The sequence below is a fragment of the Deefgea piscis genome, from assembly GCF_013284055.1.
GTDB lineage: Bacteria > Pseudomonadota > Gammaproteobacteria > Burkholderiales > Chitinibacteraceae > Deefgea > Deefgea piscis.
Genome location: NZ_CP054143.1, coordinates 1,048,491 through 1,064,218 on the forward strand (window position 1 = coordinate 1,048,491; position 15,728 = coordinate 1,064,218).

Here is a 15,728-nt window from a genome sequence, read left to right on the forward strand (position 1 = left end):
CGTAAATATGCACAGATACATAACTACAGCAAGTGACAGTATTGAGCTTATCTACTAGCATAAAGCCACCTATCTCAGGCGAAAAAGCAATATGGTGACCTTGATCCAACCCCTGATCCAACGTTTACCGCAGGCTGGTTTGTGTACTTTATTACTGGCTTTATTAACTGCTTGCGCAGCCCCTTCTCCACCGATGCCGCCAATGCTGACAGCGAGTCAGCTTTCTTTAAGCACTTTGCCCCAATCGCCTGATTTTGCCCGTGGTGCGTGGTGGCGGGCTTTGCGTGATCCGGTACTGGATCAATTGCTTGAACACGCCTTGGTGGCCAATCCCAAACTCACTCTAGCGGCGGCCAAAGTAGCGGCAGCACAAGCGAACGAGGCGATTGCGGCCAGCGGTAGCGGGCCAACGGTGAATGCGCAGGCGTCTTTTAATCGCCAACGCTATAGCGCTGATGGTTTGATTCCGCCGCCGATTGCCGGGACTTGGCAAAATTATTCGCAAATCGGCGCTAGCCTCAATTACAGCTTTGATTTGTGGGGCAAGATTCGTGAGCGCGTCGCCGCTGCCGCTGGTGCCAGCCGCGCTGCCGAGCTAGAGCAAGCTAGCGCGCAGCAATGGTTGGCCGCCGAGGTGGTAACGCAATATTTAGTTTGGCGCGCCGCGCAGCAAGAAATCATGTTGCAGCAAGCAGCACTGCTCGCCAGCGAGCAGTTAGCGCAAAAAAGTAAAACCCTAAAACGCGCCGGTTTAGTCAGCCGCGACGCGCAAAATGAACAAACCCTACTCCTGGCCGAGGCGCGCACCGCGCTGATTGCGGCGCAACTGGCCAGCAGTAACGCACAAGCGGCATTGGCGGCGCTCACGCTCACTCGCCAAGCTGATTTGGCGGCGCAAGCCCCGCGCGCTTTGCCGGCGTGGCCGATTAATACGAACGATTTGCGGCTCAATCAATTGGCGCAGCGCCCTGAGTTACTCGCAGCCAAATATCAAGTGGAGAGCGCTGCGGCTTTAGTTCGCGCGGCACAGGCGGATTTTTATCCGGATATTTCTTTATCGGCACTCATTGGTTTGTCGTCTTTATCCACCGCCACCTTGTTTGATTCAGCATCGCGCCGCTTAGGCGTAACGCCAGCCATTAGCTTGCCAATCTTTGAGGCCGGCGCTTTACAGGGGGCGCTGGATTTGCAGCATGCCCATTACGCATCGGCGATTGCGATTTATAACCAAACCTTGCTCGATATCGCCAATGACAGCGCCAGCAGTTTGGCGCGCCAACAGGCGGCGCTCAAAATCGAAACCGAGGCCAAACTCAGCGAAACGGCGGCCGAACAATTGGCCAATAGCGCCCGCTTGCGCCAACGCGCCGGTTTGTCGCCAGCGAGTGACACCTTGCAATCGCATTTGTCGCACGTGAATTCGCGTTTATCTTTATTACAGGCGCAACGCGACCGCCTGATTGCCCAAACCAGCCTGATCCGCGCCATGGGCGCAACTGACTCGAAGGAAACCCCATGAGTGAAACGTTGACCACCCCAAATACATCTGCCGACACCCCCAACGTTGACCCGCATCGCCGCCGCCGCTCGCTCATCGTCGCCAGTTTGCTGCTGCTACTGATTGCTGGTGCGGTGTTGTTGTATTGGCTATTGGTGCTGCGTTATGAAGAAAGCACCGATGATGCGTATGTGGCGGGCTATGTCACCCAAATTGACTCGCGGATTGGCGGTACAGTCAGCGCAGTGTATGTACACAATACCGATATGGTTAAAGCCGGTGATTTACTGGTGAGCTTAGACGCCAGTGATGCCAAGCTGGCCTTAGCGCGGGCAGAGTCGGCGTTGGCGCGCGCGGTGCGTGGCGCGCAAGTGGCGCAGCAGCAAGTGGCGCAACTCAATGCCGAAGTCACGCTGCGCGAAGTCGCGTTTAAGCAAGCCAGCGACGATTTGCAACGCCGCCGCATCGCCGCCGAGGGGCAAGCGATTAGTGCCGAAGTATTGCAACACGCCGAGCAGGCCAAAGCCTCGGCCCAAGCGGCACTCGAAGCCAGCCAAGCCGCGCTGCAAGCGGCGAAAATGCAGGTGCTCAGCGGCGTAGTGCGAGATTATCCCGAAGTCAGCGCCGCCGCCGATGCGCTGCGCGAGGCGTGGCTGAATCGTCAGCGCACCGATATTCGCTCCCCGGTTGACGCGCAAGTAGCCAAACGCGCCGTTGCCGTTGGCGCACAAGTGGCTCCCGGCTCGCCGCTGATGGCGTTATCGCCGTTGTCCAATGTGTGGGTCGATGCCAATTTAAAAGAAACGCAAATCGAGCCAATTCGCATCGGCCAGCCCGTCACCTTAACCGCCGATTTATACGGCAGCTCAGTCCAGTTTGATGGCAAAGTTGCCGGTTTATCGCCCGGCACCGGCAGCGTTTTTTCACTACTGCCGCCAGAAAACGCCAATGGCGACTGGATTAAGATTGTGCAGCGTTTGCCAGTGCGAATTACCCTTGATCCGCAGCAATTAGCGAAGTATCCGCTGCAAATCGGCTTGTCGATGAGTGTTACGGTCAATACCCATGATCAATCTGGCCCGCGTTTGGCGAAACCTAGCAATGGCCAGCCCGTCGAATCAACCAATCTGTATGCGGTATCGTTGCAGCAAGCCAATCAGCATATTGATGCCATTATTCAAGCCAATTTGGCGCCAGCCGCTGGGCGTAAAAAATGAGTACCGTGTCGCCACTTTATGGTTCAGCGCGCATCTGGGCGACGGCGGCGCTGGCGCTCGCGACCTTTATGCAGGTGCTCGATACCACCATTACCAATGTGGCGATTCCGACCATATCGGGCGATTTGGGCGCATCGGTTACCGAAGGCACGTGGGTGATTACCTCGTTTGGCGTGGCTAATGCCATTTCGGTGCTGCTATCGGGCTGGGTGGCGCAGCGTTTTGGCGAAGTGCGGGTGTTTATGGTCGGCGTGATTGGTTTTGTGCTCACGTCGTTTTTGTCTGGCATTGCCCCGTCGCTCGATTTGCTGATTTTTTTCCGCGTGTTGCAAGGCTTATTGGCTGGGCCGCTGATTCCTTTGTCGCAAAGCTTGCTGCTGGCGTGTTACCCGCCCGAGAAAAAAACGCTGGCGCTGGCTTTATGGGCGATGACGATTATTTTGGCGCCGATTGTAGGGCCGATTTTGGGCGGCTGGATTACTGATAATTGGGTGTGGGGCGGGATTTTCTTTATCAATGTGCCAGTGGGTTTGTTTGTTGCTGGCGTAGCCTTTTGGCAGCTCAAGGGGCGCGAAACCACGCGTTTATCATTGCCGGTTGACCGCGTTGGGCTGGCTTTATTGATTATCACCATTTGCGCTTTTCAAATCATGCTCGATTTGGGCAATCAATATGAATGGTTTAGCTCTAACCGCATTATTGCCTTGGCGATTATTGCGGCAGTGGGCTTGGTGTTTTTATTAATTTGGGAACGCGACGAGCCTTATCCGGTGCTGGATTTGGCGCTATTTAAGCATCGCAATTTCACCATTGGCTCGCTGAGCTTGAGCTTGGGTTTTTTAATGTACTTTAGCTCGATCTTATTGCTGCCCTTATTAATGCAAGAGCATTTAGGCTATACCGCCACAATGGCCGGGCTGGCTTTAGCGCCGGTGGGTTTATTGCCGGTGGTGTTGTCGCCGTTGATTGGCCGCTACTCCAGCAAAATTGATTTGCGATTATTAGTCAGCTTGGCGTTTTTGGTATTTGCCGCTTGCTATTACTGGCGCACGTTTTATACACCAGCGATTAGTTTTGGCTGGCTGGCTTGGCCGCAGTTTGTGCAAGGGATTGGCGTAGCTTGCTTTTTTATGCCGCTGACCGCGATTACTTTATCCGGTTTACCACCAGAGCGGATTGCCTCGGCAGCGAGTATGTCCAACTTTATGCGCACCATGTCCGGCACCATTGGCGTGTCGCTAGTCACCGCGATGTGGGATAACCAAGAGAAGATCCATCACGCCAATCTGGTGCAGCAAATCAACCCCTACAATCCAGTAGTACAAGACAGTTTGTCGGGACTAATGGCGCATGGTTTTAGTATGCAGCAAGCGCTGGGGCTGATTAACCAAAAAATCACCCAGCTGAGCTTTTTTATGTCGGCCAACGATATTTTTGGCTTATTTGCCGTGCTATTTATTGTGCTGATTGCCTTGGTATGGCAAGCGCGTGGCCCATTTAGCGAAAGCAAAGACGGCGCCGGTGCGGGGTAATGTGGCCAACGAATCGGCCAAAGTATTCGCCCAACGTATTCGCCCATCGTAGGGTGGAATAAGCGTAGCGCATTCCACCATATTGTGGGATGCGCTACGCGTAGATATGTTGCGAATAGGTGGAATGCGCTTTGCTTATTCCACCCTACGATGCCAAGGGCATTTCCAATCATCACCACCGCGGAAACTACAACCCGATACGAGTTACGCCGGATCTTCCCAGGTGCTGATGGTGTTGCCGTTTTCGTCCATGATGGCGCGTAGCGCTACGCCGTAGGCTTTAAAGCCCAAGCGGGCATCGTGTTCGCGGTAATTGAGGCTGTCGTGTTGGTGGCCGTGAAAACTCTTTTGAATTCCCATAGATTGCCCAAGTCGATCCAGCACCGAAAACCCCCAAGGGTGGCAGCTCGGTGCTTCGTGCGTGACCATAATGTCGGCTTTTTCATGCGCTAACGCTTGGTAATCGGCATAAAAAATACTGCTGCGTTGTTTGCGTGGCAGGCCACCACGCCATTGATTGGCTTTGCCGCAATGCTGTAGATAATGCGCTGGGCTGGCGTATACCGGATTATTGGGTGGCATCCAGATGTGGCCGCGAAAAATCCCACCTAAGCCGGCGATGCGCACGCCGGCGATTTCAACTACGCGGCCATGTAAATTGCGGTCGCTCATGCCCGAATCCCACAAATTACAATAGTCACGCGTGCCATCGGTATCGTGATTGCCGTGGATAAACCACACTTCGGTTAAGTCGATGATGTCGGCCAAGACCGTTTCGAGTGGCTGTGGTGCTTGTAGATCGCCGAGCAGCACAATGGCATCCGGACGATGCTGCTGCACCGCCGAAATAACATGCCCAAATTGGCCGTGGACGTCACCACAGAAAAAAATCATTCACTTCTCGCCTATTTCAATACGCTACTGATGGATGAAGCCTGCCGCAAAGGTGGCTTTAGGCTTGCCTCGCGCCAAAATCCGCACCAACGCGGTTGGCAAATCCAACGTCAACAGACCCTAGATTAAAGCATACTGGGTACTTCGCGCTAGCCATTCAGCAAGCGTGTTTGACGTGCATGCGGCAGCAGCGTAGTCTAACGACCCCCTTACAGGCCAACCACGCTCCATTATGACTTATTCAGCCTGCGGCATCGATTTTGGTACTTCTAATTCAACGGCGGGCATTGTGCGCCCCAATGGCGCAATCTTATTGCCACTTGAGGCCGACAAGCTCACGCTACCATCGGCGGTATTCTTTAATTTGGAAGAAGACCGCTGGACTTATGGCCGCGCGGCGTTGGGCGAGTATTTAGAGGGCTACGAAGGCCGCTTGATGCGCTCGATGAAAAGCTTATTAGGTAGCAGCCTCATGGATGCGGGCACTGAAATTGGCGGCCAGCATTTATCGTTTAAAAATCTCATCGGCCAATTAATCGGCGAAGTGAAAACCCGTGCCGAGCAATCGGCTGGCCAAGCATTTGACGCCGTGGTACTGGGCCGCCCTGTGCGCTTTGTTGACGACAATGATGCGGCAGATGCCGAGGCCGAAGCCACATTGGGCGAAATCGCCCGTGGTTTGGGCTTTAAAGAAGTCAGCTTTCAATTTGAGCCGATTGCCGCCGCGCATGATTACGAGCAACGTATCGAGCGCGAAGAGCTGGTGCTGGTGATTGATATTGGCGGGGGTACTTCCGATTTTTCTTTGGTACGTTTATCGCCAGAACGACGAGGTATGGCCGACCGGTCAGCAGATTTATTAGCTAGCGGCGGGGTACATATCGGGGGTACTGATTTTGATAAACGCCTCTCGCTCGCTTGCGTCATGCCTGAATTGGGCATGGGCTCACGACTGAGTAATAACGCCGAATTACCCAATAGTGTGTTTTTCCACTTGGCCACTTGGCATACGATTAACTTTGCCTATACCCGCAAAATGTGGCGTGGCTTTCAAGATGTTTCACCGGAAGTGGTCGACAATGTGCGCTTTGAGCGCTTGCTGAATGTGATTCGTAGCCAAGCGGGCCATCACTTAGCCATGCGCGTTGAAGAGGCCAAAATCGCGCTATCTGAGCAGCCTCATTTTGCCTTGGATTTAGTCGAAGCCGAAAAAGGCCTGATGGCGCAAATCGAGCGCAGCCAATTCGAGCAAGCGATTGCGCAAGAAACCGCCCGAATTTGCGCGGCAGCACAAGCTACATTGGATGTCGCCGGCATCAATGCCAGCCAAGTTGATACCTTATTTTTTACTGGCGGCTCATCTGCGGTACCCGCCTTGCGCGCCGCCTTAGCCGAGCAATTCCCAGCGGCCCAAGCAGTAGAAGGTGATCACTTTGGCAGCGTTGGTTGCGGCCTTGCCGTCGTGGCGCAACAGCGCTACGGCTAATGGCGGGGAGTAGGAAGCTGGGATTGGGGAGTAAACCCATTCCCCCTTCCCTAATCCCACATCAGCATCCCATCGAGCAGATAACGTTGGTATTTTTTTGCCAGCGCAGTTAAACTCCGCCCCTGATCGCGCCCTACCAATCGGCGCGTTGCTTGCCTCATCGAAAACCTTCGACACGCAAGCCACCCATCCAACATACCCCACCTGCCCTAGATTGGTGTCGCTCCTTGCGACAGGCCGCAGCAGGAATAATGAATGTCTGAACTTAATTTTGCTAGCCTTGGGCTAGCCGAACCACTTTTGCGTGCCGTTGCCGATACGGGCTACACCACACCTACACCGATTCAAGCCCAAGCCATTCCATTGGTGGTACAAGGCGGCGATTTACTCGCTGCAGCGCAAACGGGCACCGGTAAAACCGCCGGTTTTACTTTGCCGATTTTGCAATTATTGCAGGCCAAAGAACCACTCGAAGCCAAAGGTCGTCCTCGTGTTTTGATTCTAACCCCGACGCGTGAGCTTGCCGCTCAGGTGGAAGAATCAGTTCAAACGTATTCGAAATACGTCAAAATCACTTCAATGGTGGTGTTTGGTGGCGTAAATATTCGTCCACAACAAGCGCGCTTACGCTCGCCGATTGATATTTTGGTCGCGACACCGGGCCGCTTGCTCGATTTGGTGAATCAACGCTCGGTTGATTTGTCTGGCATTGAAATCTTGGTGCTCGATGAAGCCGATCGTATGCTCGATATGGGTTTCATTCACGACATTAAAAAATTAATGTCGATTTTCCCCAAAGAGCGCCAAACCTTGCTGTTCTCAGCAACGTTCTCCGATGAAATCAAAGAGCTCGCCGACAAGCTACTTAAAAACCCAGGTTTGGTTGAAGTTGCGCGCCGTAATACCACCAATGAATTAATTAGCCAGCGCGTGCATTTAGTTGACCGCGATAAAAAATTGCCTTTGTTGACGCAATTGATCAAAGACGGCAATTGGCATCAAGTTTTAGTATTTATGCGCACCAAACATGCGTGTAATAAAGTGGCCGAAAAACTCAATGCGGCCGGCATTTCGGCGATGGCGATTCATGGCAATAAAAGCCAAAACGCCCGTACTGCTGCATTAGCCCAATTTAAATCAGGCGAATTGCAAGTATTGGTTGCCACCGATATTGCGGCCCGTGGTTTGGATATCGAAGAATTGCCGCACGTGGTGAACTTTGAATTGCCCAACGTGGCCGAAGATTATGTACATCGGATTGGCCGTACTGGCCGCGCCGGTTGTACTGGTGAAGCGGTTTCCTTGGTATGTGTTGACGAGTTAAAACTCCTCGCTGAAATCGAGCGCATTACCAAGCAAGATATTCCAAAATTCTGCTTAGAAGGCTTTGAAGCCGATTTACGCGTGAAGCCAGAACCGATTGTTCGTGGTGGCTTAGGCCGTGATCGCCCACCACGCGATCCAAACCGTAACCCACGCGCCCCACGTGGCCCAGCTGCAGCTGGTGGCGCACGTTTGAATGGCGCCCGCAGCAAAGCGTTAGCTGAAACTGCGGCAGCACAAACCGCTGCCAAAAACGAAGCACGCGCTGAGCGTCGCCCGCGCGCTGACCGTGCAGAAGGCGAAACTGAGCAACGTCGTCCGCGTACCGATGGCGAGCAGCGCCGGCCACGCGCAGAAGGCGCAACGGATACCCGCCGTCCACGTCCTGATGGCGCGACTGATACCCGTCGCCCGCGTTCGGATGCCTTAGGTGCTACCGATACCCGTCGTCCACGTGATGGCGCACCACGCAATAACAATCCACGCAATGCACCGCGTCATGATTCAGTATTGGGCGCTGCGCCAGCACCGCGTCGCGAGCGCATCAATTATGATGAGCAGCAACCGCTGAGCAATGCCAATACCTTACCGGGTGAATTGATGCGTAGTGGCCGTAGCGGCCAAGGTCAAACGCGTGGCTATCAAGGTGGTGGTCGTAATGGTGGTCCAGGTGTCACGCGTAATGCCAGCGATGGCTTTGGTGCACCACGCGGCGATCGTCCACAAAGCCGTGGTCCACGCTCTAGCAGCCCTACTGCCGCACTACTTGGCGGCAGCGGTAATAAACGTCGCGGCGATTAAGTCCGACTGACAGTCAATCAGCCCATGGTTCGCCATGGGCTTTTTTATGCTCAAAAATTAAACGCCCATGCAGCAACGCCAAAAAATAACCAGCTGCAACAGCTAAAATCAATCAATAAAATGACGGCTGTAAGATAGACTGGCAATCAAACTGACGAAATCGATCAACTTCGCAACTGCAATTCAGCCTGATTCAATCTATATACAAGGTCTGTACTGACCGTAACGAGTGCCAAGAATGAGCCCCGAACAAGCTAAAAAAACCATGCATGACTTACTGCGGATGATGATTCAACACAAAGCATCCGATTTGTTTATTGCCGATGATTTTCCGCCAGCCATGAAGATTAACGGCAGAATGACGCCGATTGGCGCGCAAAAGCTCAATGCGGCGGCCACGCGAGCGCTGGCTTTGGCCATTATGCGTCCTGATCAACAAACCGAATTTGCACAAGAATTAGAATGCAATTTTGCGATTAACCCCGAAGGCATCGGTCGCTTTCGGGTGAATGTCTTTATGCAGCAAGAAAAGGTCGGCATGGTGCTGCGAACCATCACCAGCAAGATTCCTAATTTTGATGAATTAGGGCTGCCCAAAGTATTAAAAGAAGTGATGATGAGTCAGCGTGGTTTGGTGCTATTGGTTGGCGGTACCGGCTCGGGTAAGTCGACGACGATGGCGGCGATGATTGATTACCGCAATGAAAATAGCCACGGCCACATCATTACCATCGAAGACCCGATTGAGTATGTGCATAAAAATAAAAATTGCTTGGTCACGCACCGCGAAGTGGGCCGTGATACCAAAAATTGGTTTGCTGCGCTCAAAAATACGCTGCGCCAAGCGCCTGACGTGATTTTAATTGGCGAAATTCGCGACCGAGAAACCATGGAATACGCCATGGCGTTCGCCGAAACCGGCCATCTTTGTATGGGCACTTTGCACGCCAATAGCTCTAATCAAGCGTTGGAGCGCATCGTGAATTTCTTCCCCGAAGAGCGCCACCCGCAGCTGTATATGGATTTATCGCTCAATATGCGCGGGATTATTTCGCAGCGTTTGGTGGCAACACCCGATGGCAAAGGACGTAGCGCCGCAATTGAAATCTTGCTCAATACGCCGCTGGTTGCCGATATGATTTTTAAAGGCGATGTGGGCGGCGTTAAAACCGCGATGGCCAAGTCTAAAGAATTGGGCATGCAAACCTTTGATATGGCGCTGTTTGCGCTGTATGAAGCCGGCAAAATCAGTATGGAAGAGGCATTAAAGAATGCCGATTCACTCAATGAGCTGCGCTTAAATATTAAACTCAACAGCTTGCATCATCGTAAAGAAGAGCATCATAGCGGACTTGAGCATCTCACCCTTGAAGCGCAGCAAGTGCCCGAAGAAGAGGCCGAGACCAGCGAAAGCAGCAACTAAAGCGCGCTGTGCGCCAACAAGACCATGGTTTGCGTCGTAAAATATTGCCCGCGAATACATAAATCTTGTTGTGGCCCGCCTTCATTCACAAAGCCCAACTGCTGATACAGCGCTTGGGCTTTGTTGTTATCCACGCGCACAGTCAACTCGATGCGAATAAAACCTTGCTGCCATGCTTTAGCCAGCGCCGCCAGCATTAAAGCTCGCCCCAAACCTAAGCCTTGCACCTGCGGCAATAGCGCAACGCTTAATACTCCCACATGGGCTGCGTCACCTTGCGGCAATATATCGCACCAACCCACAACGGTTTCATCGCACAGCGCAACAAAATACACATAGTCACGATCGACCATGTTTTGGTAATAACGGAAAGTTTGCTCAATGGGGGGCGCTTGCAAAAAGAACAAAAAACTTTCTTCTTTACACGCCGCATCAAACACTTGATGCAAGCCCGAGAAATGCGCGGCACTGAGCGGCAAAATGGCGTAGTTCATCGTTTAGACGCTCAACATCGCCAAGCTTTCTCCCTCTTTCGAGGCAAGGAGCACGACAGGATCAATAAACACGGCGCACGGCCGCAAGCAATAAGTGGGTGTGGCTTGGCGAAGGCTGGCAACGCCTTCACCTCAAGCAATTTAACTCACGATAAGCCACTATACACCTTCTATGTATTGCCCTCTTGCGCTTTATTTTTGGGGCGTGTAACACGATACACCGCAAAGGTGGCAATCAGCAGCAATAGCGCCCACACGCTAAAACCCAGCCAACGCCAAAAACTCCACGTGCTGCTATCGGGCTCGGCCACTTGAATATCCACCACATTGGGAAACCACGACATCATGTCAAAACGCCAGCCGTAGGAAGTCAGTAAGGCGGGTTTCTTTTCAAATTCCAGCGTTTTGGCTTTGGCCTGTAAATCCGCCGAATTAAACTTAAAGTAATACGGCCAGCCCCAGCCGGTATCAATATTTTTAAACACCCGAATAATATCGGTCGCATGATTGGTGTAGATGTAATACACATCGACCGTTGGCCCATCGCTCGGATTAGCCTTACTAATCGGGCCGTCTTTATCGGTGAGCTTCACTTCAACCCCGGTAATGGTGGTGATGGTTTTTTCTGGTAAAAAACAATCCAAAGCCACAGTCCCCACCAGCGCAATCAATGCCAACAGAATTAGTAGTACTTTTCTAAGTTTAAGCATTCATCACTTCCCTTAAATTGAAGACGGTATACATTTTATACCGTTATAAAATATGTAAATCATGCTCATTCTATCGATCATCCCTTGATTCAACTCGGAAGATCGCTGGGTTTAGCGCGCTAAATGATCTCTGACATGGCACTAGAAACGCTCGCCAAATCCAGTGTAACGTATTCCCAAGTAAGCTGAGTGTCAATCAATCCCTGCACTTTTCCGCCGCAATTCAAGCCCTCACCAACCCCTCCATCCCCGTTCTGGTGATAATCACAGCGCAGTGTGCTTAGCAACGGCTGCTATAATCTAACGATTAAATTCTTTAAAATGGATAGTCCAATGTCAAACGCTTGCCCACAATGCACTTTGGAAAACACTTATCCAGATGGCGATAACTATGTTTGCGCTGACTGTGGCTTTGAATGGCCGATGGTCGCAGAAGTAGAAGAAAGCGATGTGCGCATCGTGAAAGATGCCAATGGCAATGTGCTACAAGACGGCGATTCTGTCGTGGTGGTGAAAGACTTAAAAGTAAAAGGCACTTCTAGCACGCTGAAAGTTGGCACCAAAATCAAAGGCATCCGTATTGTTGACGGTGACCATGAAGTCGATTGCAAAACCGATTTGGGCAGCATGATGCTCAAAGCCTGTTTCTTGAAAAAAGCCTAAGGCTGAGTACCTGCTCGGCGGAAAATCCAACGTCAGCAGACCTTCGCAGCCATTACTGCACCTACTGCAGCATAAAAAATGCCCGCATTCATTGCGGGCATTTTTGTGGCAGTTCAAGCTAATTATTTTTTTGATACCGCATGGCCACCAAAGGCATTGCGCATCATCGACAATAATTTCATGGCGTAATCGTCATTACCACGTGACGCAAAACGAGCGTACAAGGCGCTCGACATGACCGGCGCTGGAATACCCAACTCAACTGACTCCAGCACTGACCAACGGCCTTCACCAGAATCAGGAACAAAGGCGTTTAAATCGGCCAATTCAGTGTCTTGCTGCAATGTGTCGGCGATTAAATCTAGCAACCATGAGCGAACCACTGAACTATGGCGCCAAGTTTCAGAAATCGCCGCCACATCCAAATCGAATTCTTCTTTGGCTTTAAGCATCGCAAAGCCTTCAGCAAACGCTTGCATCATGCCGTATTCGATACCGTTGTGTAGCATCTTGGTGTAGTGGCCAGAGCCTGCTGGGCCAGTGTGCGTCCAACCGCGATCTGCGCCCGGCGCCAAGATTTTCATGAATGGTTCGGCAATCGCAGCGGCGTCTTTTTCACCACCAAACATCAAGCAATAGCCGTTTTGCAAACCCCAAACACCACCTGAAACACCGGCATCAACAAATTTAATATTCATTGCGGCCAATTCAGCACCGTGGCGTTGGCTGTCTTTATACATGGCATTGGCGCCGTCGATGATCAAGTCGCCTGGTGCGAGCAAGGTTTTCATTTCATCGAATGCCGCTTCTGAGATCGCGCCAGATGGCAACATCAGCCAAACCACGCGCGGTGTTGGCAAGGCGGCAATCAATTCAGGTACGCTGGCAAATGCTTTGAAGTTAGCTTCTTCTTGCGCCAACTGGCTACGGGTGTCAGCACTGACGTCAAAACCAAAGACCGTCGCCCCGCCTCGAGAGAGTCGACGTGCCATATTGCCGCCCATTTTACCTAAACCGATCATTGCGATATTCATGCTATTTCCTTTGTATTGATTGCCCCGCCGAATACTTAAATTCGAAGCGTAAATCATGCAGTTTTATCGGGATATTCACTACCACCGAAGCACTAGGCATGCTTTTTTTTGATTTGTATTAAAGTTTCATGAGAGCGTAACGCCTAAGCTAGGCGCAAATTCTCACGTTGGGTTACGCTATTATGCCTTCTTTAGCACCACATTTGCCGCAATTAATTTGCCCTGCTGGTAGTTTACCAGCCCTAAAAGCAGCAGTTCAGTCTGGTGCTGATGCGGTTTATCTTGGTTTTAAGAATGCGACCAATGCCCGCAATTTTGCTGGGCTTAATTTTACCGACTCACAGCTTAAATCGGGTGTTGAATATGCACAATCCCAAGGTCGGGAAGTACTCATTGCCATTAACACGTACCCGCAAGCGGGTCGAACCGCTGAATGGCATGCTTCAATCGACGCCGCAGCCGACTTAGGCGCTAATGCGGTGATCTTGGCCGACTTGGGTTTGCTTGAGTATGCCACCCGCCGCCACCCCCAGTTACGCCGCCATTTATCAGTGCAAGGTTCCGCCACTAATTTTGAAGCGGTAAACCTCGCATATGAACATTTTGGTATTAGCCGCGCCGTGCTGCCACGGGTTTTGACTTTGCCACAGATCGAATACGTCATTAAAAACACCCCAGTCGAAATCGAAGTATTTGGTTTTGGTAGCTTGTGCGTGATGGCCGAAGGGCGCTGTATTTTATCCAGTTACGCCACCGGCGAATCGCCAAATACCCATGGGGTGTGTTCACCAGCAAGCCATGTGCAATGGCTACCTAAAGGCGATACCCTTGATACTCGTTTAAATGGCATTTTGATCGACCATTTTGAAAAAGACGAACCCGCCGGTTACCCAACCCTGTGTAAAGGCCGCTTTGAAGTCGGTGACGCCAGCTATTACGCGATGGAAGAGCCAACCAGCCTCAATGCGCTTTCGGTACTGCCCGAGCTGATCCGCATGGGCGTAAAAGCCATTAAAGTCGAAGGCCGCCAACGCAGCCCGGCTTATGTCAGCGAAGTGACCAAAACCCTGCGCGCAGCGATTGATGCCGCGAGCGATCCACGGTATTCGGTGAAGCCCGCTTGGCAACAGGCACTCAGCAAAGTGTCGGAAGGGCATCAACAAACGCTTGGGGCTTATAGCCGACCTTGGCGCTAAGTCGTACTTTTTATAAAAGCCACGCCGCCAGCGCGGCTTTTCAGTTTTAAATTCATCGAGGAAGATCCATGCAACTCACTCTTGGCCCGCTGCTTTACTATTGGTCACGCCAAGCCACACTCGATTTTTATGCCGCTGCTGCCGATTGGAATGTGAGCACGATTTATCTGGGTGAAGTGGTTTGCGCTCGCCGCCATGAATTACGCACTAGTGATTGGCTGGCCTTGGGCCAGCAATTATGCCAAGCCGGCAAAACCGTCGTTTACAGCTCGCAAGCCTTGCTCGAATCGGGCTCCGATTTATCGTCGCTGCGCCGGTTTGCCAAAGAAGGCGGCTTACTCGAAGCCAATGATTTAGGCGCAGTTAAAATCGCGCGCGATTTAGCGATTCCGTATATTGCTGGCCCGCATCTGAATATTTACAACGGTGCCACGCTCGACTGGCATCAAGCCGCCGGTGCCATTCGCTGGCTACCCTCGCTCGAGGCAAGTCGCGCGGCGATTGTGGCCACTTTGGCGGAGGCCAAGCTACCCATTGAAACCGAAATCTTTGCCCATGGCCGTTTACCACTGGCGTTTTCTGCGCGCTGCTTTACCGCCAGACATTACGATTTAAGCAAAGATGCCTGTGAATTTAAGTGCATTGAGCACGCCGATGGCCAGTTGCTCAAAACCCGCGAAGGACAAGATTTCTTGCGCCTAAACGGAATTCAAACGCAGTCGGCGGCTTGCCATGCCTTAATTCATGATTTGGCTAGCGTCACCAACGTGGGCGCCAGCCATTTACGCATTAGCCCACAAGCGCAGTTTACCGCTGAAATTGTTGCCGCTTATGCCGCAGCGCTTGCGAATCCGGCAACAGCGCCTGAGCTCGATTGGCAACGTATTAATCCCGAAGGTCTGGTCAATGGTTATTGGCATGGTCAAGCGGGTATTTGCATGAAGGAAACCGTATGAACATCCCCGCGCCGTTGATTAAATTACTGGCCGTACTCCCCGAAACCCCACCTACCGCCGTGACGGTGACGCTGCTGAACTTGGTTCGCAAGCAATTGTGGCCCGAAGAAGACTTTGCGTGGTGGGAAGGTCGGCAAGTACGGATGGCGGTCAGCGATTTAAACTGGGGTATTACGCTAAGCTACCAGAATGGTCGCTTTGTCTGTGGCGATACCCCTGCTGATGTAACGTTAACCGCTAGCTTGGCCGATTATTGGTTAATTGCTCGGCGACAAGAAGATCCTGATACCTTGTTTTTTCAGCGCCGCCTTAGCATCACTGGCGATACCGAGTTGGGCCTAACGCTAAAAAACTTGATGGATGCGACCGACTTCTCGCCGCTATTTGCACGCTTGCCGCGCAGCGTGCGGATGAAGTTGAACGTTTAAACCCTAGGGTCTGTTGTCATTGCATTTTGCAGCAAGCAAACCCAATGTCAACAGACCCTCACTGCCACTGGCA

The 15,728-nt window shown here is 52.1% G+C and carries 14 protein-coding genes; 10 read left to right on the forward strand and 4 right to left on the reverse strand.

Annotated elements, in window-relative coordinates; genetic code table 11:
• The first annotated feature begins 91 nt into the window (after window positions 1-91).
• Genes HQN60_RS05065 through HQN60_RS05075 form a run of 3 tightly spaced genes read left to right on the forward strand, consistent with a single transcriptional unit; the run spans window position 92 to window position 4,247 of the window.
• The gene (locus HQN60_RS05065; protein ID WP_173532638.1) at window positions 92-1,519 is read left to right on the forward strand and encodes an efflux transporter outer membrane subunit; all 1,428 of its coding nucleotides are present in this window, start codon (window positions 92-94) and stop codon (window positions 1,517-1,519) included.
• Complete coding sequence (locus HQN60_RS05070) at window positions 1,516-2,715, forward strand: HlyD family secretion protein (protein WP_173532639.1); 1,200 nt, start codon at window positions 1,516-1,518, stop codon at window positions 2,713-2,715. The genes HQN60_RS05065 and HQN60_RS05070 overlap by 4 nt, the downstream gene beginning before the upstream one ends.
• Complete coding sequence (locus HQN60_RS05075) at window positions 2,712-4,247, forward strand: DHA2 family efflux MFS transporter permease subunit (protein WP_173532640.1); 1,536 nt, start codon at window positions 2,712-2,714, stop codon at window positions 4,245-4,247. Before HQN60_RS05070 ends, HQN60_RS05075 begins: the two co-directional genes overlap by 4 nt.
• 204 nt (window positions 4,248-4,451) lie before the next feature.
• On the opposite strand, the gene HQN60_RS05080 is transcribed toward HQN60_RS05075, so the two are convergent.
• Complete coding sequence (locus HQN60_RS05080) at window positions 4,452-5,141, reverse strand: metallophosphoesterase family protein (RefSeq protein ID WP_173532641.1); 690 nt, start codon at window positions 5,139-5,141, stop codon at window positions 4,452-4,454.
• A 232-nt stretch (window positions 5,142-5,373) separates the two neighbouring features.
• On the opposite strand from HQN60_RS05080, the gene HQN60_RS05085 reads away from it, so the two are divergent.
• The 3 genes from HQN60_RS05085 (at window position 5,374) to HQN60_RS05095 (ending at window position 10,174) form a co-directional block, all read left to right on the forward strand.
• Window positions 5,374-6,627 carry an Hsp70 family protein gene (locus HQN60_RS05085; protein ID WP_173532642.1) on the forward strand — a complete coding sequence of 418 codons (1,254 nt, stop codon included), beginning with the start codon at window positions 5,374-5,376 and terminating at the stop codon, window positions 6,625-6,627.
• Between the two features lie 255 nt (window positions 6,628-6,882).
• Complete coding sequence (locus HQN60_RS05090) at window positions 6,883-8,751, forward strand: DEAD/DEAH box helicase (RefSeq protein ID WP_173532643.1); 1,869 nt, start codon at window positions 6,883-6,885, stop codon at window positions 8,749-8,751.
• 238 nt (window positions 8,752-8,989) lie between these two features.
• Window positions 8,990-10,174: a PilT/PilU family type 4a pilus ATPase gene (locus HQN60_RS05095; RefSeq protein WP_173532644.1), complete on the forward strand. Its 1,185-nt coding sequence runs from the start codon at window positions 8,990-8,992 to the stop codon at window positions 10,172-10,174.
• On the opposite strand, the gene HQN60_RS05100 is transcribed toward HQN60_RS05095, so the two are convergent.
• Together HQN60_RS05100 and HQN60_RS05105 are read right to left on the reverse strand one after the other, a co-directional pair.
• A complete protein-coding gene (locus HQN60_RS05100; protein ID WP_173532645.1) occupies window positions 10,171-10,668 on the reverse strand; it encodes a GNAT family N-acetyltransferase in 498 nt (165 codons plus the stop codon). The two genes, HQN60_RS05095 and HQN60_RS05100, sit on opposite strands and share 4 nt — an antisense overlap.
• Window positions 10,669-10,838: 170 nt before the next feature.
• A complete protein-coding gene (locus tag HQN60_RS05105; protein WP_173532646.1) occupies window positions 10,839-11,378 on the reverse strand; it encodes a DUF1523 family protein in 540 nt (179 codons plus the stop codon).
• 333 nt (window positions 11,379-11,711) lie between these two features.
• Between HQN60_RS05105 and HQN60_RS05110 the strand changes: the two genes are divergently transcribed.
• Window positions 11,712-12,041: a zinc ribbon domain-containing protein YjdM gene (locus tag HQN60_RS05110; protein WP_173532647.1), complete on the forward strand. Its 330-nt coding sequence runs from the start codon at window positions 11,712-11,714 to the stop codon at window positions 12,039-12,041.
• 122 nt (window positions 12,042-12,163) lie between these two features.
• Here the strand turns inward: HQN60_RS05110 and gnd are convergent, their stop codons facing one another.
• Window positions 12,164-13,075, reverse strand: a complete 912-nt coding sequence (gene gnd / locus HQN60_RS05115) for a phosphogluconate dehydrogenase (NAD(+)-dependent, decarboxylating) (protein WP_173532648.1) — start codon at window positions 13,073-13,075, stop codon at window positions 12,164-12,166.
• 182 nt (window positions 13,076-13,257) lie between these two features.
• Here gnd and ubiU point away from each other — a divergent pair, with 182 nt between their 5' ends.
• From ubiU to ubiT, 3 genes are all read left to right on the forward strand, one after another.
• The gene (ubiU, locus tag HQN60_RS05120; protein WP_173532649.1) at window positions 13,258-14,271 is read left to right on the forward strand and encodes a ubiquinone anaerobic biosynthesis protein UbiU; all 1,014 of its coding nucleotides are present in this window, start codon (window positions 13,258-13,260) and stop codon (window positions 14,269-14,271) included.
• Between the two features lie 68 nt (window positions 14,272-14,339).
• Window positions 14,340-15,227 (forward strand): U32 family peptidase, encoded by an 888-nt coding sequence (locus HQN60_RS05125; RefSeq protein WP_173532650.1) that lies wholly within the window; start codon window positions 14,340-14,342, stop codon window positions 15,225-15,227.
• On the forward strand, window positions 15,224-15,655 hold the full coding sequence (gene ubiT, locus HQN60_RS05130; RefSeq protein WP_173532651.1) for a ubiquinone anaerobic biosynthesis accessory factor UbiT: 432 nt from the start codon (window positions 15,224-15,226) through the stop codon (window positions 15,653-15,655). Before HQN60_RS05125 ends, ubiT begins: the two co-directional genes overlap by 4 nt.
• Window positions 15,656-15,728: the final 73 nt, after the last annotated feature.